This is a genomic window from Sphingomonas olei (assembly GCF_045369765.1).
In the GTDB taxonomy this organism is placed as follows: Bacteria; Pseudomonadota; Alphaproteobacteria; order Sphingomonadales; family Sphingomonadaceae; genus Sphingomonas; species Sphingomonas panaciterrae.
In genome coordinates, this window is record NZ_JBIQEU010000002.1 from 327,167 (window position 1) to 348,993 (window position 21,827).

27 protein-coding genes and 1 tRNA gene are annotated in these 21,827 nt (G+C 63.8%); 8 read left to right on the forward strand and 20 right to left on the reverse strand.

Annotated elements, in window-relative coordinates; all coding sequences use genetic code 11:
• Positions 1-81 precede the first annotated feature (81 nt).
• From ACH0BU_RS04145 to purQ, 4 genes are all read left to right on the forward strand, one after another.
• The gene (locus ACH0BU_RS04145; protein WP_314469879.1) at positions 82-1,065 is read left to right on the forward strand and encodes an alpha/beta fold hydrolase; all 984 of its coding nucleotides are present in this window, start codon (positions 82-84) and stop codon (positions 1,063-1,065) included.
• 127 nt (positions 1,066-1,192) lie between these two features.
• Entirely contained in the window at positions 1,193-1,972 is a 780-nt protein-coding gene (purC, locus tag ACH0BU_RS04150; protein ID WP_046410689.1) for a phosphoribosylaminoimidazolesuccinocarboxamide synthase, read from the forward strand.
• A gap of 61 nt (positions 1,973-2,033) precedes the next feature.
• Positions 2,034-2,264 carry a phosphoribosylformylglycinamidine synthase subunit PurS gene (gene purS / locus ACH0BU_RS04155; RefSeq protein ID WP_046410691.1) on the forward strand — a complete coding sequence of 77 codons (231 nt, stop codon included), beginning with the start codon at positions 2,034-2,036 and terminating at the stop codon, positions 2,262-2,264.
• Positions 2,261-2,926: a phosphoribosylformylglycinamidine synthase subunit PurQ gene (gene purQ / locus ACH0BU_RS04160; RefSeq protein WP_296222932.1), complete on the forward strand. Its 666-nt coding sequence runs from the start codon at positions 2,261-2,263 to the stop codon at positions 2,924-2,926. Before purS ends, purQ begins: the two co-directional genes overlap by 4 nt.
• A 46-nt stretch (positions 2,927-2,972) precedes the next feature.
• Here the strand turns inward: purQ and ACH0BU_RS04165 are convergent, their stop codons facing one another.
• Positions 2,973-3,713, reverse strand: a complete 741-nt coding sequence (locus ACH0BU_RS04165; RefSeq protein ID WP_296222931.1) for a queuosine precursor transporter — start codon at positions 3,711-3,713, stop codon at positions 2,973-2,975.
• 59 nt (positions 3,714-3,772) lie between these two features.
• On the opposite strand from ACH0BU_RS04165, the gene ACH0BU_RS04170 reads away from it, so the two are divergent.
• Together ACH0BU_RS04170 and ACH0BU_RS04175 are read left to right on the forward strand one after the other, a co-directional pair.
• Positions 3,773-3,849 (forward strand) — tRNA-Arg (locus ACH0BU_RS04170).
• 131 nt (positions 3,850-3,980) lie between these two features.
• A complete protein-coding gene (locus ACH0BU_RS04175) occupies positions 3,981-4,631 on the forward strand; it encodes a DUF4145 domain-containing protein (protein ID WP_500263817.1) in 651 nt (216 codons plus the stop codon).
• A 995-nt stretch (positions 4,632-5,626) separates the two neighbouring features.
• On the opposite strand, the gene ACH0BU_RS04180 is transcribed toward ACH0BU_RS04175, so the two are convergent.
• The 16 genes from ACH0BU_RS04180 to ACH0BU_RS04255 form a co-directional block, all read right to left on the reverse strand.
• Positions 5,627-6,358 carry a hypothetical protein gene (locus ACH0BU_RS04180; RefSeq protein WP_500263788.1) on the reverse strand — a complete coding sequence of 244 codons (732 nt, stop codon included), beginning with the start codon at positions 6,356-6,358 and terminating at the stop codon, positions 5,627-5,629.
• Positions 6,359-6,609: 251 nt separating this feature from the next.
• Positions 6,610-6,828 (reverse strand): hypothetical protein, encoded by a 219-nt coding sequence (locus tag ACH0BU_RS04185; RefSeq protein ID WP_500263789.1) that lies wholly within the window; start codon positions 6,826-6,828, stop codon positions 6,610-6,612.
• Positions 6,818-7,939 (reverse strand): phage major capsid protein, encoded by a 1,122-nt coding sequence (locus ACH0BU_RS04190; RefSeq protein WP_500263790.1) that lies wholly within the window; start codon positions 7,937-7,939, stop codon positions 6,818-6,820. The genes ACH0BU_RS04185 and ACH0BU_RS04190 overlap by 11 nt, the downstream gene beginning before the upstream one ends.
• Before the next feature lie 4 nt (positions 7,940-7,943).
• On the reverse strand, positions 7,944-8,621 hold the full coding sequence (locus tag ACH0BU_RS04195) for an HK97 family phage prohead protease (RefSeq protein ID WP_500263791.1): 678 nt from the start codon (positions 8,619-8,621) through the stop codon (positions 7,944-7,946).
• 137 nt (positions 8,622-8,758) lie between these two features.
• Positions 8,759-9,214 (reverse strand): hypothetical protein, encoded by a 456-nt coding sequence (locus ACH0BU_RS04200; protein ID WP_500263792.1) that lies wholly within the window; start codon positions 9,212-9,214, stop codon positions 8,759-8,761.
• A gap of 487 nt (positions 9,215-9,701) precedes the next feature.
• The gene (locus ACH0BU_RS04205) at positions 9,702-9,920 is read right to left on the reverse strand and encodes a hypothetical protein (RefSeq protein ID WP_500263794.1); all 219 of its coding nucleotides are present in this window, start codon (positions 9,918-9,920) and stop codon (positions 9,702-9,704) included.
• Entirely contained in the window at positions 9,917-10,237 is a 321-nt protein-coding gene (locus ACH0BU_RS04210; RefSeq protein ID WP_500263795.1) for an HNH endonuclease, read from the reverse strand. The genes ACH0BU_RS04205 and ACH0BU_RS04210 overlap by 4 nt, the downstream gene beginning before the upstream one ends.
• Positions 10,234-11,031 (reverse strand): hypothetical protein, encoded by a 798-nt coding sequence (locus ACH0BU_RS04215; RefSeq protein ID WP_500263796.1) that lies wholly within the window; start codon positions 11,029-11,031, stop codon positions 10,234-10,236. The genes ACH0BU_RS04210 and ACH0BU_RS04215 overlap by 4 nt, the downstream gene beginning before the upstream one ends.
• Positions 11,031-11,255, reverse strand: coding sequence for a hypothetical protein (locus tag ACH0BU_RS04220; RefSeq protein WP_500263797.1), 225 nt, complete (start codon positions 11,253-11,255; stop codon positions 11,031-11,033). Before ACH0BU_RS04220 ends, ACH0BU_RS04215 begins: the two co-directional genes overlap by 1 nt.
• An 11-nt stretch (positions 11,256-11,266) precedes the next feature.
• Positions 11,267-11,491: a hypothetical protein gene (locus ACH0BU_RS04225; protein ID WP_500263798.1), complete on the reverse strand. Its 225-nt coding sequence runs from the start codon at positions 11,489-11,491 to the stop codon at positions 11,267-11,269.
• Positions 11,488-11,805: a hypothetical protein gene (locus tag ACH0BU_RS04230; protein WP_500263799.1), complete on the reverse strand. Its 318-nt coding sequence runs from the start codon at positions 11,803-11,805 to the stop codon at positions 11,488-11,490. Before ACH0BU_RS04230 ends, ACH0BU_RS04225 begins: the two co-directional genes overlap by 4 nt.
• The gene (locus ACH0BU_RS04235) at positions 11,802-12,173 is read right to left on the reverse strand and encodes a hypothetical protein (protein ID WP_500263800.1); all 372 of its coding nucleotides are present in this window, start codon (positions 12,171-12,173) and stop codon (positions 11,802-11,804) included. Before ACH0BU_RS04235 ends, ACH0BU_RS04230 begins: the two co-directional genes overlap by 4 nt.
• The gene (locus ACH0BU_RS04240) at positions 12,170-12,355 is read right to left on the reverse strand and encodes a helix-turn-helix transcriptional regulator (RefSeq protein ID WP_500263801.1); all 186 of its coding nucleotides are present in this window, start codon (positions 12,353-12,355) and stop codon (positions 12,170-12,172) included. Before ACH0BU_RS04240 ends, ACH0BU_RS04235 begins: the two co-directional genes overlap by 4 nt.
• A 54-nt stretch (positions 12,356-12,409) precedes the next feature.
• The gene (locus ACH0BU_RS04245; protein ID WP_500263802.1) at positions 12,410-13,057 is read right to left on the reverse strand and encodes a hypothetical protein; all 648 of its coding nucleotides are present in this window, start codon (positions 13,055-13,057) and stop codon (positions 12,410-12,412) included.
• Positions 13,050-14,216 (reverse strand): tyrosine-type recombinase/integrase, encoded by a 1,167-nt coding sequence (locus ACH0BU_RS04250; protein ID WP_500263803.1) that lies wholly within the window; start codon positions 14,214-14,216, stop codon positions 13,050-13,052. Before ACH0BU_RS04250 ends, ACH0BU_RS04245 begins: the two co-directional genes overlap by 8 nt.
• Positions 14,217-15,371: 1,155 nt before the next feature.
• The gene (locus ACH0BU_RS04255) at positions 15,372-16,322 is read right to left on the reverse strand and encodes a class I SAM-dependent methyltransferase (RefSeq protein WP_296219433.1); all 951 of its coding nucleotides are present in this window, start codon (positions 16,320-16,322) and stop codon (positions 15,372-15,374) included.
• A gap of 305 nt (positions 16,323-16,627) precedes the next feature.
• On the opposite strand from ACH0BU_RS04255, the gene ACH0BU_RS04260 reads away from it, so the two are divergent.
• Positions 16,628-17,170, forward strand: a complete 543-nt coding sequence (locus ACH0BU_RS04260; protein WP_136451228.1) for a hypothetical protein — start codon at positions 16,628-16,630, stop codon at positions 17,168-17,170.
• Complete coding sequence (locus ACH0BU_RS04265; RefSeq protein WP_125944998.1) at positions 17,170-17,649, forward strand: DUF421 domain-containing protein; 480 nt, start codon at positions 17,170-17,172, stop codon at positions 17,647-17,649. Before ACH0BU_RS04260 ends, ACH0BU_RS04265 begins: the two co-directional genes overlap by 1 nt.
• A 493-nt stretch (positions 17,650-18,142) precedes the next feature.
• On the opposite strand, the gene ACH0BU_RS04270 is transcribed toward ACH0BU_RS04265, so the two are convergent.
• Genes ACH0BU_RS04270 through ppsA form a run of 3 tightly spaced genes read right to left on the reverse strand, consistent with a single transcriptional unit; the run spans position 18,143 to position 21,772 of the window.
• Positions 18,143-18,301: a hypothetical protein gene (locus tag ACH0BU_RS04270; protein WP_164518885.1), complete on the reverse strand. Its 159-nt coding sequence runs from the start codon at positions 18,299-18,301 to the stop codon at positions 18,143-18,145.
• Between the two features lie 55 nt (positions 18,302-18,356).
• Positions 18,357-19,349, reverse strand: a complete 993-nt coding sequence (locus tag ACH0BU_RS04275) for a 1-phosphofructokinase family hexose kinase (RefSeq protein ID WP_164518886.1) — start codon at positions 19,347-19,349, stop codon at positions 18,357-18,359.
• Positions 19,349-21,772 (reverse strand): phosphoenolpyruvate synthase, encoded by a 2,424-nt coding sequence (ppsA, locus tag ACH0BU_RS04280; protein WP_500263818.1) that lies wholly within the window; start codon positions 21,770-21,772, stop codon positions 19,349-19,351. The genes ACH0BU_RS04275 and ppsA overlap by 1 nt, the downstream gene beginning before the upstream one ends.
• Between the last annotated feature and the right edge of the window lie 55 nt (positions 21,773-21,827).

Sequence of the window (21,827 nt, forward strand, 5' to 3'; positions counted from 1 at the left end):
TAGCAGGCGTCGGCCATGTTCCACAACCGTTCCGCACACCGATCTATGCGGCTCCTGCGTGCCGTGCCACAGATAGCGGCCATGCCCGCCTCCCCAATCGCGCCACGCCGTACCAACCGCCGCAATCTCCGCGTCGCCCTGCCGCTTGCCTGCGCCCTGCTGGCTGCGCCATGGTCCGCGCACGCCATGCCGCCCCAGACCGATCAGAAAACCGCCGCGCAAGAAGCCGCGTCCTTCAAGCCGCTCACCTGGGACGACCTGACCAGTCGCCCCCGCCCGGCGGCGGACGCCACGGTCGCTTATGGTGCGGACCACATGCAGAAGGTGGACGTGTGGGTGCCCGCCGGGCCCGGCCCGCATCCCGTCGTCCTGATGGTCCATGGCGGATGCTGGCAGACGTCGATCGCCGATCGCACGCTGATGGATTGGGCCGCCGGCGACCTGCGCGACTCGGGCATTGCGGTGTGGAACATCGATTATCGCGGCGTTGACCGTTCGGGCGGCGGCTATCCCGGCACCTTCGCCGACGCGGCGGCGGCGGCAGACCGGCTGGTGACGGAGGCGGCACGCTTCCGCCTCGACCCCGCGCGCGTCGTCGCCGTGGGCCATTCCGCCGGTGGCCACCTGGCCTTGTGGCTCGCCGGCCGGTCGCGGCTGCCGCGATCCAGCCCGCTGCACACCGCCACGCCGCTGCCGATCCACCATGTCATCAGCCTCGGCGGGCTGCCCGACCTGGAAGCGACCGCCGCCAGCCCCGACAATGGCTGCGGCATAAAGGTGGTGGAGCGGCTGGTCGGCAGCGATCGCGCCGATCCATATGCCGACACCTCCGTCCCCCGCCTCTTCCCGCTCGGCGTCGCGCAGACGCTGATCAACGGGCGCGAGGACCGCATCATCCCCTACCGCATGGCGACCGACTATGTCGCGCGCGCCACCGCTGCCGGCGATCGAGTCGCGCTCGTCACCGTGCCTGAAACTGGACATGTCGAGCTGGTCACGCCTGATACCGCAGCCTGGGCCGCAACCCGCACGGCGATCCGCACGGCGCTCGGGATGCGCGACTAAGCGCGCTACGCGGTAATCCGCATCCGATTGCGTGCGCACGCCCCTTCCCGTATAGGCCTCGCCATTCCCGCCCCGGCCGCGCCGCTTCCGTCGCGTCGCCGGGGCTGTCCATTTCAGGGGTGATGCGATGGCGCGGCGCCGGCAGATTTACGAAGGCAAGGCGAAGATCCTGTACGAGGGTCCCGAACCCGGCACCTTGATCCAGTATTTCAAGGACGATGCCACGGCCTTCAATGCCCAGAAGAAGGGCACGATCAACGGCAAGGGTGTGCTGAACAACCGGATTTCGGAGCATATCTTCACCCTGCTCGGCAACATCGGCGTGCCGACCCACTTCATCCGCCGCCTCAACATGCGCGAGCAGCTGATCCGCCAAGTGGAGATCGTGCCGATCGAGGTGATCGTCCGCAACGTCGCCGCCGGCTCGCTCAGCAAGCGGCTCGGGATCGAGGAAGGCACCCAGCTGCCGCGCACGATCCTCGAATATTGCTACAAGGACGATGCGCTCGGCGATCCGATGATCTCCGACGAACATATCGCGGCGTTCGGCTGGGCCAGCCAGGAAGAGATGCACGACATCGCCGACCTGGCGATCCGCGTGAACGATTTCCTCTCGGGCCTGTTCGGCGCGGTCGGCATCCGCCTGGTCGACTTCAAGCTCGAGTTCGGCCGCGTGTGGGACAATGACTACAGCCGCATCATCCTTGCGGACGAGATCAGCCCCGACGGCTGCCGCCTGTGGGACATGACCACCAACGAGAAGCTGGACAAGGACCGGTTCCGCCGCGACCTCGGCGGTGAGGTGGAGGCCTATCAGGAGGTCGCCCGCCGGCTTGGCCTGCTGCCCGAAGGTGGCGAAACGGCGATCCTCGACATGGCCGAGCATCGCGAGCGCCGGGGCAAGTAAGCCCCGGCTGGACACCAGCAACGGTTGCGATCCGCGACCGCATCGAATAGCGGGCCACGGCATGAAGCTTCGCATCTACGTAACGCTCAAGCCCGGCGTGCTCGACCCGCAGGGCAAGGCCATCGAACACGCACTGTCGGGCCTCGGCTTCGCCGGTGTCGAGGGCGCCCGCGTGGGCAAGCTGATCGAGCTCGACGTCGCCGACACGGTCGATGACGCGCAGGTCGACGCGATGTGCCGCCAGCTGCTCGCCAATACGGTGATCGAGAATTACCGGGTGGAGCGCGCATGAAGACGGCGGTCGTCGTCTTTCCGGGGTCGAACTGCGATCGCGACATCGCCGTGGCGCTCGAAAGCGTCACCGGCACGTCGCCGATCATGGTCTGGCACCGCGAAACGGAGCTGCCGGAGGGCCTGTCCCTCCTGGCCGTGCCGGGCGGCTTCTCCTACGGCGACTATCTGCGCTCCGGCGCGATGGCGGCGCGATCCCCGATCATGCGCGCGGTGGCGGACAAGGCCGCCGGCGGGCTTCCTGTCTTTGGCGTCTGCAACGGCTTCCAGGTGCTGACCGAGGCTGGCCTCTTGCCGGGCGCGCTGATGCGCAACGCCGGGCTGAACTTCGTCTGCCGCGATGTCGCGCTGACCGTCGACAACAGCCAGAGCGCGTTCACCAGCCGCTATGCCGCGGGTGAGACGATCACCATTCCCGTCGCGCACCACGATGGCAATTATGTCGCCGACCAGGAAACGCTCGACCGGCTCGAAGGCGAAGGCCGCGTCGCGTTCCGCTATGCCGAGGATGTGAACGGCTCCGCGCGGCGGATCGCCGGGATCCTCAACGATGCCGGCAACGTGCTGGGCATGATGCCGCACCCCGAGCGTCGCGTGGAAAGCGCGCATGGCGGGCTCGACGGCCGCCGCCTGTTCGAAGGCCTGCTCGAAAAGATCGGCTGACGCCGGGCGGGGCGGTGCGCCATGCCGCCGCCCCTCCAGCGCGCCGTCAGACGCTCGCGCCGAAGGGCGTGAAGTCCGTCCCGTCGTCATAGACGTCCACGCCCTCCGCGCGTTTCAACCAGCCCACGACCACATACGTCACCGGCGTCAGCAGCGCCTCCCACGACACTTTCAGCACCCATTGGGTGACCAGCACCGTCAGGACGAGCTGCGTCGTCCACCCCTCCGCGCCCCAGAAGGCCATCGGGTAGAAGATCAGGCTGTCGACCCCCTGCCCCGCCACCGTCGATCCGATCGTTCGCATCCACAGATGCTTGCCGCCGGTCGCCACCTTCATCCGCGCCAGCACGTAGGAATTAACGAACTCGCCCGCCCAGAAGGCGCACATGCTGGCGACCACGATCCGGGGCACCTGCCCGAACACCGCCTCATAAGCGGCCTGGTTGGTCCAGTCGGGCGCCGGCGGCAGCGCGACCACCACCCATGCCATCAACGCCATGAAAACCGTCGCGCCAAAGCCGGCCCAGATCACGCGCCGCGCGCGGGCATAGCCATAGACTTCGGTCAGCACGTCGCCGATCACATAGCTGACCGGAAAGAACAAAATGCCCGCGCCGAACGGCCAATAGCCGACGCCGGGCAGCCAGATCTGCGCCACCTTGCCCGCGCCTAGCACATTGGACAGCAACAGGATGGCGACGAACGCCGCCATGACAAAGTCATAATAGCGCAGGTTCTTGCCGTGCAGCGCAGATGCTGCCACGCGATGCGGCGTTGCCTCGTCCATTGAAAGATCATGGCAACGGTTTCCCGCGTCGGCAATCCACGCTAACGCACATCGCGTGCGCGCCCGTAGCTCAGTTGGATAGAGCACGAGCCTTCTAAGCTTGGGGCCGCAGGTTCGATTCCTGCCGGGCGCGCCACAAATCAAAGGGTTGGCATGGTCGAGTTACCTTGCTCGCCAAATTAGGTAGCGGCTAGGTAACAAATGTCTCATCTAGTAGCGAACTGTCCGGTCTGTCGCTCGATTCGGATGACCCATGACTTTCTTGCCATGATCTATCATGGCGCCGACACCTCTATTAGTCGCGCCGAATGGCGCGACACATACCAGGTTTGCTCCGCCTGCCGACACTGTAAGAGTGGCGTGCTTTGGCGTGTTAGACTCCATGACTACGCTCAGAAAGAGGCAGCCAGGAGGGTAGATTGGTGGAGAGGCTCGCATTCGATCAATGATTACTTCGATATCGCCGGCTTTCAGTCGATTGCAGACTTCGGAGCTAGGAAGACGCCAGAGCATACACCGGACACAATAGCAGCGACGTTTCAGGAAGCAGCAAAATCCCAAGCGATTGGTTGTTATAACGCGTCTGTGTCAATGTCGCGGCTTTGCTTGGATCTTTCTACTAAGTCTCTTCTTCCTTCAAGTGATGATCAAACAGCAGAACAGCCTAATAGAGATCAAAGAAAGGTTCTCTTTCATCGAGTCGAATGGCTCATCTCGCAAAGAAGGCTGCCTGAGGATCTAAGCGAGCTAAGTCACGCGATTCGGCTCCTTGGTAGTGATGGGGCGCATGATGGCACCTGCACCGAGGCAGATGCGCTGGACCTTCTTGAGTTTACTGAGATCCTTCTTGACCGGGTTTTTACAATCCCGGAGCGGGTCCGACTAGTACAAGAGCGTTCTGCTGCTCGCCGAGCATAGGTGGCGATTGCAAAGCTTTTGTAACGGCATCTGTCGATAGGATAGACGATATGGACCTACGAACCTTCGTCGCCGAAACGCTTACGCAGATAGTCGGCGGGGTCGCAGACGCGAAATCCGCGATCGACGACATGAATGTCGGGGCAAAGGTAAATACTGACTGGACCTACAGCAACAAGCAACACGGCTAACCAACAGACGTTGAGTTTGACGTTGCTGTCACCGTCGCAAGCGCGTCCCGGGACGGCAAGCAGCACGAAGCCGGAGGAAGCGCTTCAGGCGTTCTGGCAGAGGTAGGGCTGAAGGTAAGCGGCAAGGCAGCAGGCGACGAAACAAATGAGGCTCGCGAGGAGGCGGTAAGTAGGGTCGAGTTCAAGGTAAAACTTGCTCAGCCGGCCCATGTCGAGAAACGGCAGCGCACGCCTACGCCTACAATCCCGCGGACTGCTCGCAACCCGTATACTTCTCGCCACAGGCGAAAATCGAACCGCAGAGTAGCATGAATCAACCCGCCCGACGCTAAAAGAGCGGAGGCTTGTTGCCGAAACTTCTACGTGCGCTACAACCATCCGAGGCTCGGCGGCGCCGCCTCGAGCGTCAGGCTTGGAGTAGCAGAATGTCAGCACGCGATAGAACGCGTCAAATTCTCGCAGAACAACGCAAGAACGAGCAGCTGAACGAAGCCAGGAAGCCTTGGACCGTTTGGCAGGTGTCCCTTCTTTGCCTCCTAGTCCTCACTGTTGTAGGGATTGCTCTTTCTCAAAATGGCAATCCGAGTAGACCGGTTGACGATCTAGCTCGACGCGATGCGCCTTACAACTCGGAGTATACGCAAGCGGCTCGGCGGGCCGGGTACTCCGGTGCCGAGGCTGAACAGGTCGGTGCAGCAGCTGAGTCGATTTGCCTCCGAACCGACAAGTGCTGACTGGTCGGCCTTTAGGCTTGGAATTCATCGTCCTTGCGCCGCCTTCAAATAGTTGGCGTCGGGTGCGCTCCTAGGAGGCATACGCCACATCCATATGCGACGGGATGTGCTCGCCGGCCAGGCTGCCGTCGAGCACGTCGCCGACACCCTCTGGAAAGCGGATCAGCTCGTCAAAGTAAACGCCATCCGCTCCAATGCGGTAGAACTCGCACGTGCCACCCAGGCCGCAGCCGTTCGCCATGTGCGGCACCTTCACCCGGCGCTGGAGTTCGACCATGCGGCTAAGCTCCCTGCGCGGCAGCTTGAGGTGGCCGGCGGGCCATATCTCGGCTTCGGCATCGGCTCCGATCGAGGGGGCTGCAATGCCGGGGATTTCCGTGAGCGTGAACGGCTCTGCAGTGGCTGGTGAGGGCGCGCCGGGCGCCCAAGCGTGGAACAGGCGCGGGCGATGTTCCTCGGTGTCGAACATAGCGATTGTCACTGACAGCCCCGCGCCGGTGAACCCTGCCGCCAGGCCATCCGTCTGCGATCGGTCGTGAAGGTCACGCATGGCCGGCACGACCGCTGCCAGAATATCCGCCTGCGTCGGGGTGATCGTCAGCGGGCAATGCCGGTCCAGCGCCTCGACTGCCGCCTCCAGGCCGTACCAGCGCCCACTGAACGCGATTGCCATCAGCATCGACTCCAGCACGATCACTTTCGACCCCAAGCCATTCACGCGGCCCGTCGTGCAATCGTAGATCGCCCGGTCGGCCGTCATGTACGCGAAGCGATTGTCCGTAAGCGCGTTGATCGAAGTCACGGGGCGGGCCTTTCATGGTGATGACAGCAGCGGGAAGGGTCGGGATGGCGGCGGTCGCCGTCGCGATTTTCGCGATTGCGCCGGCCGCGGCTCCGCCTACGCCGAAGGTCGATGCGGCAAGCGCTAGGGCGCCGACCACGCCAGCGATTTTTCCTACGGTGCCAAGGGCCTTGCTCATTCTGAACCTCCAGACTGTTCGGGCCGCGCCGGGGGAGGGGACGCGGCCCTAGGGCCCACACGGGGCCTATCTGCTACTTCCCGCGCTTGCGGATGATCGAGACGACGCCCGCCGTTTCCAGCGGCTCAGCCTCCGAAAGCGACCGGGGGTACTCATCCCCCGGCTGCTTCATACCCTCGGTCGTGTCGTGTGGCCGGATCGTGCGAACCGTCACCGGCTTCACCAGCGCGGACTTCTCCGGCTCTGTCGGCTTGTAGGCCCCGCTCAGCCCCGTCACGGGATCACGCGACATTGCCGAAGTCCCCATAAACCAGCGCCTTCGCCTGCTTCACGGCAAGGCCCAGGCGTTGCTCACAGAGCACCGCAACGAGGTTCCTAGTGAAAAACTCTGCGTGTTCGGTCGAAACCTCCACCCGGGGCGCCCAACGGTCGTAGATGGTGGCCGCCTGCGGGAACGCGCCGATCAGGAACTTGTCGATCGTCATGGAGGTGGTGGCAACCACCGGCAGGCCGAACAGACGCGGGTCAACCGTCGAGCCCGGATCGCCCAGCAGATACTCGCCGTCCGCGTTCTTCAGCAGGCGGATCCGCATCCAGTCGGACGGATGCATGACAATGCCGGTCGGCATGAAGTCCGCTAGCGTGGTCTGCAACATGCCCAGACCGATCGTGTCCAGCATCGTGCCATCGGAGACGGTGAAAGGCGCGCTGTAGGCCGTGGCGTTCGGAATGAGGCCCGAAAGGTTCTGGCCCGCGCCGTCGCCGGCGAGAAGCTGCGCGTCTTCCTTCAGCGACAGGCCATAGCGAAGCTCGGTGTCGATCAGGCCGCGAAGCTGCGGAGCGTCATCGAGGATCTGGCGCGAGGCCGGAACCCAATGCGCGATGACCTTCGGGCTGCCGCGGTCCATTTCCCAGCCATACGCGCTCTCAGGCTTCAGGGCGCCCTCTGCCACCGTGTTCGCAGCGTTGGTTCGCACCGTCTGCCGTGCGAACTCAAATTCGCCCGTCGAGATGCCCACCGTGGGGATCAGGTCGCGGACGCGAAGCTGACGGGTCGGCATCCCGACGATGCTGTCGCGATAGGCTTGCCCCGCTGCCGCCCCGGCGCTGGTCGCGTCGGTCGTGATCGTGGTCTTAAGCTCCATGCGGAGCCGGCCCGGTCGCGAATGGTCTTCCGCGAAGTTCTTCAGCTCGTCGGCGGCGCGCTCGGTGAACTGCTCGCCCCAGCTCTTCTGCTCGATCGGCACGCCTTCGGGGCCGCCGCGCTGCGCCATCTTCTGTTCAATATCGAAAATGATGTGGTTGGCGGTATCTGCGCTCTTGAGCGCCTGCTGCACGTCAGCGTTCAGCTTGGCGAACTGCTGCTCGACGGCGTCGGTAAATTCCTTCGTCAGTGCATTCATGTTCTTAGCTCCAGTCAAAGCCCGCGCCGACGCTGGTCGGGGCAGGGGAAAAGGATTTGCCGCTGATGCGCGCGGCGGACGCCTTCAGGATCGCGGCGACTTCCGCCTCGTCCTCAGTCTCGTTGGTGTTAATGGCGCGCCAGGCGGCGCCGGCTGCGGCCTTGGCTTGCCGGCCCGAGAGCCCAGCCTCGCGGAGAATGTCGGCAATGTCGCCGGCCCCCGCGATGCTTTTCAAGCTGGACACGCGAGCGCGCGGATGCATGGGGATGGCGACAAGGCTAGCTTCGTAAAGCTCCACCTCCGGCAGCACGCGCACCTTGCCCTCAAAGCGCGCTTTCTGGTCGCCGACAAACCCAATCGAAATGCCGGTGATCGCTCCGCTGCGCACAAGGTCACGAGCTTCTTGTCCGTCGCGCGTGCTGGTGGTGATCGCCCCTTTGACCATCAGACCATCAGGTGTCTCGCGCCACTCCTTCCATGCCCCAACGGGGCGCCGCTGGTCGTGGTGGAGAAGCATCGGGAGAGGGCGCCCCTGGCGCGCCTCCAGCGTCTTCGTCATGGCGCCGAACAGCAGCTTGTCGCCGCCCAAGTCCACGTCGCCAAAACCCGCCGCCAAGCCTTCGATCAGGCCGGCGTCGTCCACGCTCTTAATCTCAAATGGGGAATCCCAAGCGTCCAACATAATGCGCAACTCGACTGTTGAGGGAAACGAGTCCCGGTTCAGCCGATCGGCGCGTTAGACGCGGGGAAGATCGGGTGACGAGCCGTAGCAGCTACGGCAGTCAGCGGGACGTTACATGGCAGATAACGGCCGAAAAGTCAATGTGCTTGGCTGGTCGTTCCAAGATCATCGCCGTTCGCGAGGGTCATTGTGGCCATTCGGTTGAGCCAACCGGCGGCGCCGACAACTCCGTTCGTCCGTGTCACCCGCTCGACAAGCACCAGCATCAGGGCTGAGACAATCGTCGGCTCCTGGAGGCCCGCGACCTGCATTGTGTTGATGAACTCGTGACCTTTGCGAACCAGCGCCTTTGCTTCGCGCTCAACCTCAGTATCGACGCTTTGCGCGTTGCGTATGATCCCGGCTTCAATCCGGCCCGCCTCGATCCTTAGCAGCGCCGCCGCTTGTTCGGGTGAATACTCTGCGATCAGCAGCTGGCTCAGACCTTCGCACACGGCCTCAATTACATCCTCTGCCGCGACGCCCGCCGCGATGCACTCGCGCGAGACGTTCACGACAGCCTGCGACATGTTGATGAGACGAGGATCGCTCATGGTCTTCTCCTTGGTGATAGGGGGGATGGGGATTGGTGAGGCGACGCGATCAGCAGGACCGGCTTCATCGACGACGTGTCACAAACCGTAACATCAGCGCGCTCAGGGGGGCCTGAGATTGTCCACGCGGGTGCGCTCGGCGGGACCGACCGCCTCTGAAATTCGCGCATCTGCAATTCAGACTTCAGGGGGGGCGGGTCGAACCTGCCGATCGCCGCGGGGCCGCTAACCCGCCGCTTCCTCACGCAGAGATTTTTTCTGGCTGGTGCGAACCGCGAACCAACCTCGCGCGCGCGCGCGCGCGGGCGAAAACCTGTGTTAGCGATTGAAGACAGGGGGCGGTCGGTCCTGAAGCCGGCGAGGCTCTGGAGTTTCGACGCGCCCCCTCCCCGTCGAGGCTTTGAAAGCCCGCTCGCAAATCAAACAGGCTCGAAAAATCTCCGCGTGGGATGGCAGCCGGTGTGGGCTCAGGCGAGATGGTCGGCATTCACCGTCCCCCCTCGTCGTCATCAACGATCAGGCTCGCAGCAAAGGCCGTCACGGTCCTCTGCGTTGCCCCATCCTGAATCCGACACATGGCTTGTATCGCCATCAGCGCTGCGGCCTGGTCGCGATCCGGCATGCCAAGTATCATAAGCTCGGCAATCGCGTCATCGATCGTTGCGCGGACCTTCGCGTTAAGGTCGGCGTGCGTCCTGTCGGTCATCGCTCGCCCTCCACCGGCCAGCCGTCGAGGCCCGTCACCGGCTTGCGAGCCGACGCGATGCGCCCGTTGTCCTTCGCCAGCTTCACGCGATCGCAGTCGACGCACAGCAATTGATAGTTGCTGCGGTCGCTGGTGCCGCCGGCTGCCAAGGGCTTGATGTGGTCAGCTATCGTGCCGAGTGTTGCGCGGCCTTGTCGCTTGCACTCCTCACACACGACAACGGTTGCCATCAGATGCTCGCGCATCTTCTCGTGGTCGCGGCCGTAACCACGCTGGTGGCGTGACTTGCCACCATGATCCCATGCCTTTCGGGTCATGCACTCTCCTCCGCGCCATTTTCCCAGGCGACGTATTCCATCCATTGATCGACGCTTTCGGCGAGCCGCATCGCCCTGTTGCTGGCAATCGGATCCTCCCCGGCGAATGCTTCCGAGTTTTCGTAGAGCCAGTCGCGCCATTCAGGCAGACGATCGCGGAAGACGGTCCAATCAGCCTTCCACTGACGCTCGAACTTGGCGAGCGTTTCGTTGATGGGCTCGACCTCGCGGAAACTCACTGCACATCTGGCAGCCAAGCGCGGCGCATCAGCGACGCGCACCTTAGGTGAATCTAGTTCCTCTGTTTCTACAGAATCTAGTTCCCCCTTTAAGGGAATATAGTGTGAGGCCATTTCTGGCTGATTTCTGCGGGTTTCCGGAGATCGGCGGCCAACTACTTTTGCCGTTTCCGTGGCATCCCGGCCAACTACTTTTAGTGGGTCATTGGCCGGATCGCCAACTATTTGCTGTCCTGATACTTGGCCGTTTGACCAACCATCTGGGAAGTCGAAGACACAGCGATACGTGGTGCAGCGCCGGTCTTCCGCGTGTCGTTCCTTCAGCAGATAGCCCCAGGTAACGAGGCGGCTGAGTGACTTCGACAGGCTGGTGTAATCGCAGCCGATCATCCCGGCGAGCTTGAGGTTGGAAGCGTAGCAGCCTGCGCCCTTGCCCTTCACCAGCGACATGCCGTCGTGGAGAGACACGCAGGCATAGACGCGCAGGTCGAGCGCCGATGGACGCTGATCACCGATCAGCGCCACCGACCCGGTGAAGAATTTGCGCGCCGCCATTAGGCAGCCTCGTCCCCGCCGGCGCGGTCGACAATCGGCCAGCCGGTCGCCCGTGACAGCGTAGCGGCGTAGGAACGCGCCTCTACGACATCCCGGAACTCGCGGTCATGGCCAATGCCAATCGGCGGCGGGAGAACGCGCACATCGAAGCCATACCCGAAGGGTTCGAGCTCAATGGCGATACGGTGGTCTGGGGTCGGTCGAGCCGACACCAGCTTGAGCATGGGCCGGCTTCTCATCCTGTCGCCTCCATGATCTTGAGGCGGGCTTCCACGATCGTGCGCACGGCATCTCGCATTCCGGCGACCCCGCGCAGTTCAGCGAAGAGCGGATCGGTAGCGTCGAATGCTTCGTCGGGTACCGAGAACCAGATCTCGCCATCGCAGGGCAGCCGCGCGAACTCGCCGCCAGCGCGGGTATAGCGATCGATCCAATCGGCCGCATCGGAGGCCGCGCTCAATGTGCTTCCTCCGGCTCGCGGCCGTCGTGCTCACAGCCGCCCGGATCAGCCACCGGGCAGCCGGGACCGAAGCCGCGCAGAGTTTGGAAGTCATCCTCGCCGAAGCTGCCGTCCAGCTCGTCACCATTCGGCTCAAGGTCAGGATCACCATCGGCAAGGTCGAGCAGGTCAATGGCAACGGCGATGAAGCCTTCGAGCTGGATGCGATCGAAGGAAGCCAGCACGCGCAAGACGGCTGCCGGGGGCGGTGGCGGAAAGGATGCCCCCGTCCCGACACGCTTACCGCTGCGGCCCAAAGAGGAGCCGGCGGTCATGCTGCAATTCCGTGGCGCGCGTCATAGCCGCGGCGTTCGACCTCGATGCAGATCGCGTCGGCCTTCTCAGCGGTGGCGGCAATCAGCGCGGTGTAGGCCGAAATATGGCCGAGGCTCGCGCGATGATCCTCGTTATCGATGCTTCCCATCAGATCAATTGCGGTATCGATCGCGCTTACAAGCGCCTTGATATGGTAGATCGACGCCTGTGCGTCGGTGCCGAGCTCTGAGAGGGCGTCACCCCATGCAACAGCATGTGCGGAGGCTGGCGTCATCTTCGCTGCTGCGGTATGGCTCTGCGCGTCGCCCGCCAGGTTGACGCTAGAGCCCTCGCCGTTTGCCCGGCGGGGGCTTTCCTTAACCATCATGCCGCCCGCGCCTCGATACGCGCGGCGATCCAGTCGGCGACTTCGTTGTCAGGCCAAGCGTTGATGCGCCCGCCGATCTTCACCGGCTTTGGAAAGTTACCCTTTGCCATTTCGGCGTAGAGCGCCGATCGCGAAAGCGCTGTTCGCGCCATCACGTCGGGAAGTCGAAGCAGAGTTGCCATTCGCATTGCCCTTTGTTTGTGTGGACAATGCTGGAATTAGGCGGACGCTCGCGGCTAATCGCTAGCGCTTGCTCCTTTCTTCGTGTGGCCAGCTTTCGAGCGAGCCAAACGGACTGTTGCCTCGGATACGGCCAGCTCTTGCGCCGCCAGAAAGTCTGCATCCTTGAAGTTTGCGCCCGCGGCGCGATGCTTGAGCCAAGCAGCAACGCGCTGCTCATCCGGCCCCTTTCGTGAAGCCGCTCCTGCGTCCTGCAATTCACGAAACCTGCGTTCCCCGAACATCGCAGGCTCCTCCCAGCAGGATTTCATTCGCAACTCAGTGATTAATTCGCCCAAAAGCATTGCCTCATGGACGGCCCAGCCGATCTCGCCCTGCCTAATGTGATGATCAATCGCACTTTCCGCTGCGCGGATGGCGCTCAGATACCAAAATTCCGAGTGCCGCTGTTGCTGGTGTTCTTGTTGCCAATCCCTGCGATTGGGTGCGTCAAGCGACGGCTCTGTTTTCCTGATCTCTGCCCAGCGTGCACGCATTTCATCAAGCATCGGCCGATGCTGATCCCACGGTCCGTGAGGTGTCTCATTCAGCTTGTTGTTATGATCCGCCCACGCTCTCACCGCCTCGAATGTTGACACGACTTTCCGCTTTCGCCTGCGTCGAGCAGTAATGCCATCACCAATACGCTCGAAGTCGTCACCCACGGATCGCCACCACGTTCCCGCGGCCCTCCCCGTGCACGACGCGCTCGACCTCGGCCGCCCAGGCATCAAGCGCGTGCCGCTTCTCGGTCGAATAGCTGTGCAGCGCGTACACCTTGCCGGTGACGCCCTGAACGGCATGATTGAGCACGCGCCCGACCACCAACTCAGGAACACCTAGCCGCACCATATGCGTTGCCATCGAGCGCCGCAGGTCATGGAATACCCACCCCGACAGCGGCTCGCCGCCGTCGGCCGCTATGAACTTGTCCAGCCGGCATTTCACCTTCGCATAGGACTGCAAGTGGCTTCGGCCATCAGAGGACCACACGTAAGAACCAAACCGCGGCGCAGCTTGCACCGTTGCCACTGCTAGCGCTGATAGCGGCACCATGTGCGCACGCGCCGACTTGCTCGCCTCAGCAGGCATCACCCACGTTCCTGCTTCAAGGTCGAGGTCAGCCCAGCGCATCCCAGCTACTTCCGTGCGCCGCTGCCCGGTCAGGATCATGGCGCGCACGAAGCCTGAATAGGGATAACCAAGCAATTCGGCAGCGGCATAGATGCGGCGGATCTCGTCCATATCGAGCACGCGGTCGCGGCTGGTTTCCGCCTTCGGCTTGTCGATCGCTTCAGCTGGCGAGGCATCGATCCAGTCGCGCGACATGGCATAGCGGAAAAGCGTGCGGATCAGCGTCAACGCGCGGTTTGGCGCGACCTCCCCTTCGATCGCCTCCACCAGCTCGCGCACGTCAGCCCGGCGGATCGTCTCCAGCTTGCGCCCCTTCCAAGCTGGCAAGACGTGGATCTCAAGTCGACGCTTTTGCAGCTTCCATGATCGATTGTTCGGCTCTGCAACGTTGGCGATCCAGTGATCTACCAATTCGCCGAACGTGCGTGACTTGCGCGGCGCGCCGTTGCTGGCGATCTCGACCAGCAGCTTCTTGGCTTCCTCGCGCGCCTTGCCAAGCGACAGGACCGGGTATGCGCCAAGCGTCTTGTTGATCGCCTTGCCTGCCGCTCGCGTGCGGACGATCCAGGCTTTCTTTCCGCCGGCACCGACGCGGAGCCTCAGCCCAGTCACCAGCTCGTCGGGATGCTCCTCCTGCCCCGCGATCGGCGGCTTGATTGCAGCCACTCGTGAATCTGTCAGCCGGGCCATGTTACCTAACTCCGCTCTAGGTAGCGCCCTAGGTAACAGAGTGCTGGATATTGCGCAACGTCACCGGACATACCGGGACGCAAATAGCCCGGTTTTCCGCCACTCTTGAACGTCGCAGGATACCCATTGTCGAGCCTTCTAAGCTTGGGGCCGCAGGTTCGATTCCTGCCGGGCGCGCCATGATCTTAAGGAGTCGTATCCTGCGGCTGTCGCGTTTCCTGCAGCGCTTTGGGACGCGACGCTGTTTGAGGCGATCTTCCACGCGCTGGTAATCAACGGTTTGCTGAATATGGCGGTAGCATTCCACTTCGCCGCCACCAGGTCGACGCAGTAGGCCGCGGACAACACCGGCGAGACGTTCCGCGCGATCTAGGGTGCCGCGGCGCGTCCAGCAGACGGCTCTGCCGGCGCGCCTGATGAATTCACAAGAGTTGGGCCGGTTCTATCTAGGCCACAAAGGCAGCGGGAAGGGAAGCCGCCGGTCGGCCGGCGACTCCCCCGTTCCGGTCTTCCGCTTACCGCGGTGGCAATCCAGTTACGTGATTGCCACGCAATCCGGTGTTGATCTCGGACACACGGCCGGGATTAACGCCGTAGTCGGCGGCAATGTCATGTTGCATGTCGCCCGCACGCAGGCGCATCCAAATGTCAGAGATAGCCGCATCGGACAGCGGGTAGCGAGTGCGGCGTCGCGGCCGCGCAGGGATGTTTGCCAAGGGATCCTCCATAATGGCAAACGACCGGCTTGACGGAGCCATCCCGACGTGTAGACGTTTCCGTCATCACCGGGGATGAACCCGCTCTCGCGCGCCGGACTGGGGTACGCGAGAGTTGCCCCCGATCAGAGCCCCGGTGCCTGCAACGCGCCGGGGTTTCGTCGTTTCAGGAACAATCACTGAACAGCTAAGGTGATTTGGGTGAGTCGCCAATAACTAAAATGCAATATCTGGTGATCCGTGCGCAGCCTCAACACCAGATGTGGATAAATGACGGAACCACTATCTTCTGTCGGACTTGCTAGCCGCCACCTCTTGGCGCTCCGTACCCCGCAGATCTGATACAGCTGGAGTGACGGGCGACCGCTAGATGACGCGCCTCCAGGCTGCCGCAGTCAGGGCCGGCGAATGAGCGCGCGCCCCCATCGCCGATCGCGCGTCAGATACGCTGAAACCAGAATCCGCCCGGCTTCGCATCAGGATGCTCCGCCGTCATCGGACAGGCAGCGACGAATTTATCGAACCGTTCCTGCTTCAGCCAATGGTTGGCGCAGATGACCTTGAACTGCGAATTGTAGCAGAGGAACGATTCCATCAGATACTGCTCGTTCCACAGCCGGCGATCCTGGCGCAGCCACGTCTCCGGATAGTCATAGGGGGTGAAGATGTCGTGCACATGCACGATGACGCCGCTCGTCACGCTGGGCACGATCTGGTGGAATTCGCGCAGCACGTCGCCCCAGGGGCGGATGACGTGCGAGCTGTCGATGAACAGGATGTCGTTGGCGTCGAGCGCATCGAAGAAGGCGAGATCCAGGTCCTCCACCCGCTCCCGGACCACCGTGACGCCCGTTCGCTCCAGCCAGGGCATCTCATACGGCTCGATACAAATGTGGGCGCACGTATAGCCCTCGTCGTCCCGCCTGTTCGCCGCGATGGCGGCGCGGGCCACGAGCGTCGACTGGCCCGATCCGATCTCGATGATCCGCGCCGGCTTCTTCAGGCGGATCATGTTGTAGAGGATCTCCGCATCGCCATAGGAATACATGCGGTTGTCGTATCCGTATTCGTCCTCGCGCGGCTTTGCGTCCGGGAACGCACGCAGCTCCTCGGCAAAGTGGAACGACCGCAGCAGCGCGAGCTGTTCGCCCTCGTTCATGTCGAAGCCGGGCAGGAAACGGGCCTTCTGCGTGTCTGCGGGGAGATCATGCTCCGCATATGTCGGCTCGTAGTAATGCGTGGTCCGCACCTGAAATCCGGCACGATCCTGCAACGCCTGGAACCGCGTCATCCGGTTATGATGCTTTCCCATGAAGCGTAATGCCGGGGCAGCAATGCCGCCGAGTGCGGTCGCGCTCACATCAGCGATCTTGTGCAGCAATACGGCCACGGACAATCCTCTTCTTCAGGTCTCCGCTCATTGTTCGCCCGGTCGATCGAACACGTGCGGCATTCCGGGTCTGTCTAAACACGTTCGCCGCTCACGGTCGCACGATTGCAACCATAATGGATGTCACGCGCCATCCTGCCGATTACGGCATGGTCGGCGCGTCGCGGCGCATGATCATCACGGGCGCGCTGATGATGCTGGCGGTGCGCGCAGGTCAGCCCGGGGACACCGCACGAAACCGCCGGCCAGATCCGGGTGTTCATGCCCCGGGCGCCTCGCTCAGAGGGCGCCAGCAGGGAGCAGATATGGCGACAGCCAGGCAGGATGACGCGGCTTTTCCGGACGGGCTTGATCCCAGCCATGCCGAACCGGTCAGCGGGCTGCGCGCCCACGCCAGCCCCCTCGCCTTCATCATCCTGGGTGCGATCGTCGCGACGGCGATGACCGGTGCGCTGGGCGGCGCGCCGGCGCCCGTCACCACGATCAATGCGCCGGCAGCGGTCATGGAGGTCAAGGTTGCCCGCCCGCTGCGCAGCGGCCTGTTCTTCGAAACGCACATCCGGGTCGTGGCGCGGCAGGACATCGCCAAGCCAGTGATCGGCATCGATGCCGCATTGTGGCGTGACCTGACGATCAACAGCCAGATTCCGGCGCCCAGCGATGAGAGCTTCGCCGACGGGCAATATCGCTTCGACTACCCCGCGCTGAAGGCTGGCGACACGCTGGAGATCAAGATCGACGGCCAGACCAATCCACCGCTCGTCGGGCGGCTTGCCGGAACCATCACCCTGCTCGACGGCGACACCCGGCTGAGCGCGGTCGCTCTTTCCATCCCGGTGCTGCCCTGATGGATATCGTCTTTCGGGCGAGCGTCACCTTCGCCGCGCTATACCTGCTGCTCCGCCTGCTGGGGAAACGCGAGATCGGCCAGCTCACCCCCTTCGAACTGGTCGTGATCGTGGTGATGGGCGATCTGGTGCAGCAGGGGGTGACGCACAACGATTTCAGCCTCACCGGCTCGATCCTCGCCATCGCGACCTTTGCCTTCTGGGCGCTGGTGATGAGCTGGGCGACCTATCTCTCGCCGCGGCTGGAGAAGCTGCTCGATGGCCAGCCGCAGGTGATCATCCGCGACGGCGAGCTGATCGAGGCGAACCTTCGCCGCGACCGCATCACGCGTGGCGAGGTGGAGGCGGAAATGCGCCTCGCCGGCATCGCGCGCATGAAGGATGTCGCATGGGCGATCCTGGAAACCCAGGGGAAGATCAGCTTCATTCGCAAGGACGACGGCGACGTGAACCAGAAGGAGGACGATGCCGCTGCGTGAATGACGGTCGTGCTTAAAACAGCTTCGCACCGTCAATGGTAAACGAACAATCGACACGGCTTTTCACCGCAGCACCGCGTGCCCTTCGTGTGGAGGGTACGCATGAAAGTCCGCCAGCGATGGCTCAGCCGAAGTTACCCAAATGATCGCGCAAGTCGACGGCCGTGATGTCGCAGAAAAAGCACGCTTCCGCTCGCTAACCGGCCGCAACCTTCGCATCTTTCTCCCCCCCCCACAGCGCGCAAAAATTCCCGAACCGCGGGGTCGAACCACCCCTTCATCTTTAGGGTGATTTACGTAGTGCATCGGGGATGGTGCATCGCCTAGATGGCAATTGCCGCCTCGGCAAAGGAGGGCAGCCAGCCGAGGCGGCAACCGGAACGGTCAACCGACGGGAGCAAGCGACCACGGGAAAGCGACAGCACGAGGGTAGCAGCAAGGGCAGCAGGCGACGCACAGCGTGACGCCTCTCGCCCTTATTCAGCGCAGGCGATCAGCGCAGCTCGCGTGAAGGCCCCTCTCCGGGGCATTGCGCGAGATAGCGGCGCGCCAGTTCCAGATGCGCGGTGCGCGCCTCGGTGCTGCGTGCCCGACGCACCATCGTCAGTTCGGCACGGGCGCGGAAGATGGCATATTCGACGTCGCTGCGCATCGGATCCTCTGAACTAAAACCGAATCCGATCTTACGGCCGTACGGCGAAAAGGAATTACGTAGAGTCCCGATCGATCGACGATCGGGCGGGCCGTGAGCGCGTCGCCAGCACCGATCGCTCGGGCCGGAGCCCTTCGAACAGGCCGTATATCGCCTCTGGCGCCGCAACCTGCGTGCCACTGGTAAGGAGCGTGGCGGAGCCGGCGGCGACCCCGAACCGCGCCGCCTCACCCAGCGAGCACCCCTGCGACAGCGCCCATGTCGTGCCGCCAACCATCGCATCGCCCGCGCCGACCGCGCTGCGCACCTCGACCGCCGGCGCCACGATCCGCTCGGCGCCCTCCCGGCTCACCAGCAGCGCCCCGCGCGGCCCGAGCGATACCAGCACGACCTCGGCAAACCCCGTCTCGACCAGCGCGGCCGCCGCCGCTGCCTCCTCCGCCTCGCCCATCAGCTTGCGGCCGACCAGCAGTTCCAGCTCGCGCAGATTGGGCTTGATCAGAAACGGTCGCCGCGCGCCGCTGGTGCGCAGATGATCGCCCGGCAGGTCCAGGATCAGCCGCGCGGCCACCATGTTGCACCACTCGCCCAGCTGCTCGATCAGCTCCGGTCCTACCCCGGGCGGCGGGCTGCCGCTGATCACCACGAACTCGGGCGGCGGTCGCACCCCTTTCACCCGGTCGATGCAGCTTTGCTGTTCCGCGGCGCTGAGCACCGGGCCCGGCATGACGAAGCGGTATTCGTTGCCGCTCTGCCCCTCGGCGACGGTCAGGTTCGCGCGCGTGTCCCCCGCGATGGGAATGAAGGCGAAGGGCGTACCCGTACGCAGCAGCAGGTCCTCGAAGCGGGCCCGAAACGGGCCGCCGGCGGTCACCACCGCCAGCACGTCGCCGCCCAGCGCGTGGATCAGGTTAGCGACGTTGATCCCGCCGCCGCCCGGGTAATAGGCTGGCTCCGCACAGCGCAGCTTGTCGGTCGGCCGGACCTCCCGAGTAGAGGTGCTGACGTCAAGCGAGGGGTTGAGCGTAAGCGTGACGACCTTTGCCATCATGCCCCGGCAAAGGTCGCTTCCGCCTTCGCGACATGCCCCAGGGTCCGCACGAACGAATCCGGATTGAGCGAGATGGAATCGATCTTCTCGCCGACCAGAAAGGCGGCGAATTCCGGATGGTCGCTCGGCGCCTGGCCGCAGATGCCGACCTTGCGGCCCGCGGCATGGGCGCGACGGATGAAGTCGCTGATCGTGCGAAGCACCGCGGGATCGCGTTCATCGAACAGGGTGGAGAGCAGATCGGAATCGCGATCCGCGCCAAGCACCAGCTGCGTCAGGTCATTGCTCCCGATCGAGAAGCCGTCGAACCGCTGGCTGAATTCCTCCGCCAGCACGACGTTCGACGGTATTTCGCACATCATGTAGATTTGCAAACCCCCGTCGGACCGCTCCAGCCCGTGGCGGGACATTTCCGCCAGCACTGCCTCCGCTTCCATGATCGTGCGGCAGAACGGGACCATGACGATGATGTTGGTCATGCCCAGCTTCTCGCGCGCGCGCCGCAGCGCCCGGCATTCCAGCGCGAAACCGTCGCGGTAGCGCGGATGGGCGTAGCGCGATGCACCGCGGAACCCGAGCATCGGGTTGGCCTCCACCGGCTCGAACGCCGCCCCGCCCAGCAGATGGCGATATTCGTTGGTCTTGAAATCGCTGAGCCTGACGATCACTGGCTTGGGCATCTGCCCCGCCGCGATCTTTGCGATCCCGCTCGCCAGCGTTTCGACGAAGAAATCCGCCCCGCTGCTATGCCCGGCGATCAGCCGGTCGATGGCGCGGCGATCGTTCTCGTCGGTCACCTGATCCGGGTGGATCAGCGCCATTGGATGCACCTTGATCAACGTGGAGACGATGAACTCCATCCGCGCAAGGCCGACGCCCTGGATCGGCAGCCGCCACCAGCGGAATGCCTGCGCCGGGTCACCCGAGTTGATCATCAGCTCGGTGTGCACCTGCGGCAAGTCGGCGACCGCAATCTCGTCGATCGTATAGGCAAGCTCGCCGGCATAGACCTTGCCGATGTCGCCTTCGCCGCACGACAGGGTGATCTCGGCGCCATCCGCGATCAGCGAGGTGGCGTCCCCGGTGCCCACCACCGCCGGCACGCCCAGTTCGCGGCTGACGATCGCCGCATGGCTTGTGGTCCCGCCATGATCGGTGATGATCCCCGCCGCCCGGCGCATGATCGGCACCCAGTCGGGATCGGTTGTTTCCGCCACCAGGATCGATCCGTCGCGGAACGATCCGATATCGGCAGGCGAGCGGATGATGCACGCCTCGCCCGAACAGATCATGTCGCCGACCGCAGCGCCGGTGGTCAGCACGGGGCCCTTTTCCTTCAAATGCCACGTCCGCACCACCTCGCCCCGCCGCGCGGATTGCACCGTTTCCGGGCGAGCCTGGACGATGAACAGTTCCTGGGTCTCGCCGTCCTTGGCCCATTCGATGTCCATCGGTCGGCCGTAATGCTGCTCGATCAGCACGGCCCAGCGGGTCAGCTGCAGCACCTCGGCATCGCTCAGGACGAAGGTCGCCCGCTCGGTCCGCGATGTATCCACCGTCTTGGTGCGCGCGCTGCCGCCCTGGTGGAAAATCATCTTCTGCGCCTTCGCGCCCAGCTTGTGCTCGACAATCGGGACGAAACGGGAATCGTTCGCCAGCGGCTTGAACACGGTGAAGATGTCGGGATCGACACTCCCCTGCACCACCGTTTCGCCAAGTCCCCAGGCAGCGCTGACCACCGCGGCATTGGGAAAGCCGGTTTCGGGGTCGAGGGTGAACATCACGCCCGATCCTGCAAGGTCGGATCGCACCATCAACTGGACGCCGATCGACAAGGCGACGGACTGATGGTCGAAGCCTTTGGTCTCACGATAACTGATCGCGCGATTGGTGAACAACGAGGCGTAGCAGCGCCGGCACGCCTCCAGCAGCGCCCGCTCGCCGCGCACGTTCAGGAATGTCTCCTGCTGCCCGGCAAAGCTTGCATCGGGCAGGTCCTCGGCCGTCGCGCTTGAACGCACCGCCACCGATGGCCGCGCGATCCCGTGGCGGCGACCCAGGTCGCGATAGGCGCCGACGATCGCATCGGCGAGCGGCCCCGGCAGGTCCGCTTCCAGCAAATGCATCCGGATCGCTTCGCCCGTATCGGCCAGCGTGGCGCGCCCGCCGCGCATCGCCCCGATCGCCTCCGCAATCTGGCCGCCGAGGTCCGCCGCGGACAGGAGATAGCGATAGGCGTCGGCCGTCGTCGCAAAACCGTCGGGCACGCGGATGCCCTGGCTTTTCAGCTCGTGCAGCATCTCGCCCAGCGATGCATTTTTGCCGCCCACCAGCGGCACGTCGGTCGCGCGCAGTTCATCCAGCGCGACGACCAGCCTTGCAGGCTGGCTCGCCTGGTCGCGCGCGACACCATCGATCATGTCGGTCATTGCCACATGCTGGCTCACCCTGCCGGCAACCGACATCCGCAATAAC

Bases quoted from the DNA above. Each gene is read 5' to 3' on its own strand.
- ACH0BU_RS04145 (WP_314469879.1), top strand. From the start codon at position 82: ATGCCCGCCTCCCCAATCGCGCCACGCCGTACCAACCGCCGCAATCTC.
- purC (WP_046410689.1), top strand. From the start codon at position 1,193: ATGGCGCGGCGCCGGCAGATTTACGAAGGCAAGGCGAAGATCCTGTAC.
- purS (WP_046410691.1), top strand. From the start codon at position 2,034: ATGAAGCTTCGCATCTACGTAACGCTCAAGCCCGGCGTGCTCGACCCG.
- purQ (WP_296222932.1), top strand. From the start codon at position 2,261: ATGAAGACGGCGGTCGTCGTCTTTCCGGGGTCGAACTGCGATCGCGAC.
- ACH0BU_RS04165 (WP_296222931.1), bottom strand. From the start codon at position 3,713: ATGGACGAGGCAACGCCGCATCGCGTGGCAGCATCTGCGCTGCACGGC.
- ACH0BU_RS04175 (WP_500263817.1), top strand. From the start codon at position 3,981: ATGATCTATCATGGCGCCGACACCTCTATTAGTCGCGCCGAATGGCGC.
- ACH0BU_RS04185 (WP_500263789.1), bottom strand. From the start codon at position 6,828: ATGTCGCGTGATCCCGTGACGGGGCTGAGCGGGGCCTACAAGCCGACA.
- ACH0BU_RS04190 (WP_500263790.1), bottom strand. From the start codon at position 7,939: ATGAATGCACTGACGAAGGAATTTACCGACGCCGTCGAGCAGCAGTTC.
- ACH0BU_RS04195 (WP_500263791.1), bottom strand. From the start codon at position 8,621: ATGTTGGACGCTTGGGATTCCCCATTTGAGATTAAGAGCGTGGACGAC.
- ACH0BU_RS04200 (WP_500263792.1), bottom strand. From the start codon at position 9,214: ATGAGCGATCCTCGTCTCATCAACATGTCGCAGGCTGTCGTGAACGTC.
- ACH0BU_RS04205 (WP_500263794.1), bottom strand. From the start codon at position 9,920: ATGACCGACAGGACGCACGCCGACCTTAACGCGAAGGTCCGCGCAACG.
- ACH0BU_RS04210 (WP_500263795.1), bottom strand. From the start codon at position 10,237: ATGACCCGAAAGGCATGGGATCATGGTGGCAAGTCACGCCACCAGCGT.
- ACH0BU_RS04215 (WP_500263796.1), bottom strand. From the start codon at position 11,031: ATGGCGGCGCGCAAATTCTTCACCGGGTCGGTGGCGCTGATCGGTGAT.
- ACH0BU_RS04220 (WP_500263797.1), bottom strand. From the start codon at position 11,255: ATGCTCAAGCTGGTGTCGGCTCGACCGACCCCAGACCACCGTATCGCC.
- ACH0BU_RS04230 (WP_500263799.1), bottom strand. From the start codon at position 11,805: ATGACCGCCGGCTCCTCTTTGGGCCGCAGCGGTAAGCGTGTCGGGACG.
- ACH0BU_RS04235 (WP_500263800.1), bottom strand. From the start codon at position 12,173: ATGATGGTTAAGGAAAGCCCCCGCCGGGCAAACGGCGAGGGCTCTAGC.
- ACH0BU_RS04240 (WP_500263801.1), bottom strand. From the start codon at position 12,355: ATGGCAACTCTGCTTCGACTTCCCGACGTGATGGCGCGAACAGCGCTT.
- ACH0BU_RS04250 (WP_500263803.1), bottom strand. From the start codon at position 14,216: ATGGCCCGGCTGACAGATTCACGAGTGGCTGCAATCAAGCCGCCGATC.
- ACH0BU_RS04260 (WP_136451228.1), top strand. From the start codon at position 16,628: ATGGCGACAGCCAGGCAGGATGACGCGGCTTTTCCGGACGGGCTTGAT.
- ACH0BU_RS04265 (WP_125944998.1), top strand. From the start codon at position 17,170: ATGGATATCGTCTTTCGGGCGAGCGTCACCTTCGCCGCGCTATACCTG.
- ACH0BU_RS04270 (WP_164518885.1), bottom strand. From the start codon at position 18,301: ATGCGCAGCGACGTCGAATATGCCATCTTCCGCGCCCGTGCCGAACTG.
- ACH0BU_RS04275 (WP_164518886.1), bottom strand. From the start codon at position 19,349: ATGGCAAAGGTCGTCACGCTTACGCTCAACCCCTCGCTTGACGTCAGC.
- ppsA (WP_500263818.1), bottom strand. From the start codon at position 21,772: ATGATCGATGGTGTCGCGCGCGACCAGGCGAGCCAGCCTGCAAGGCTG.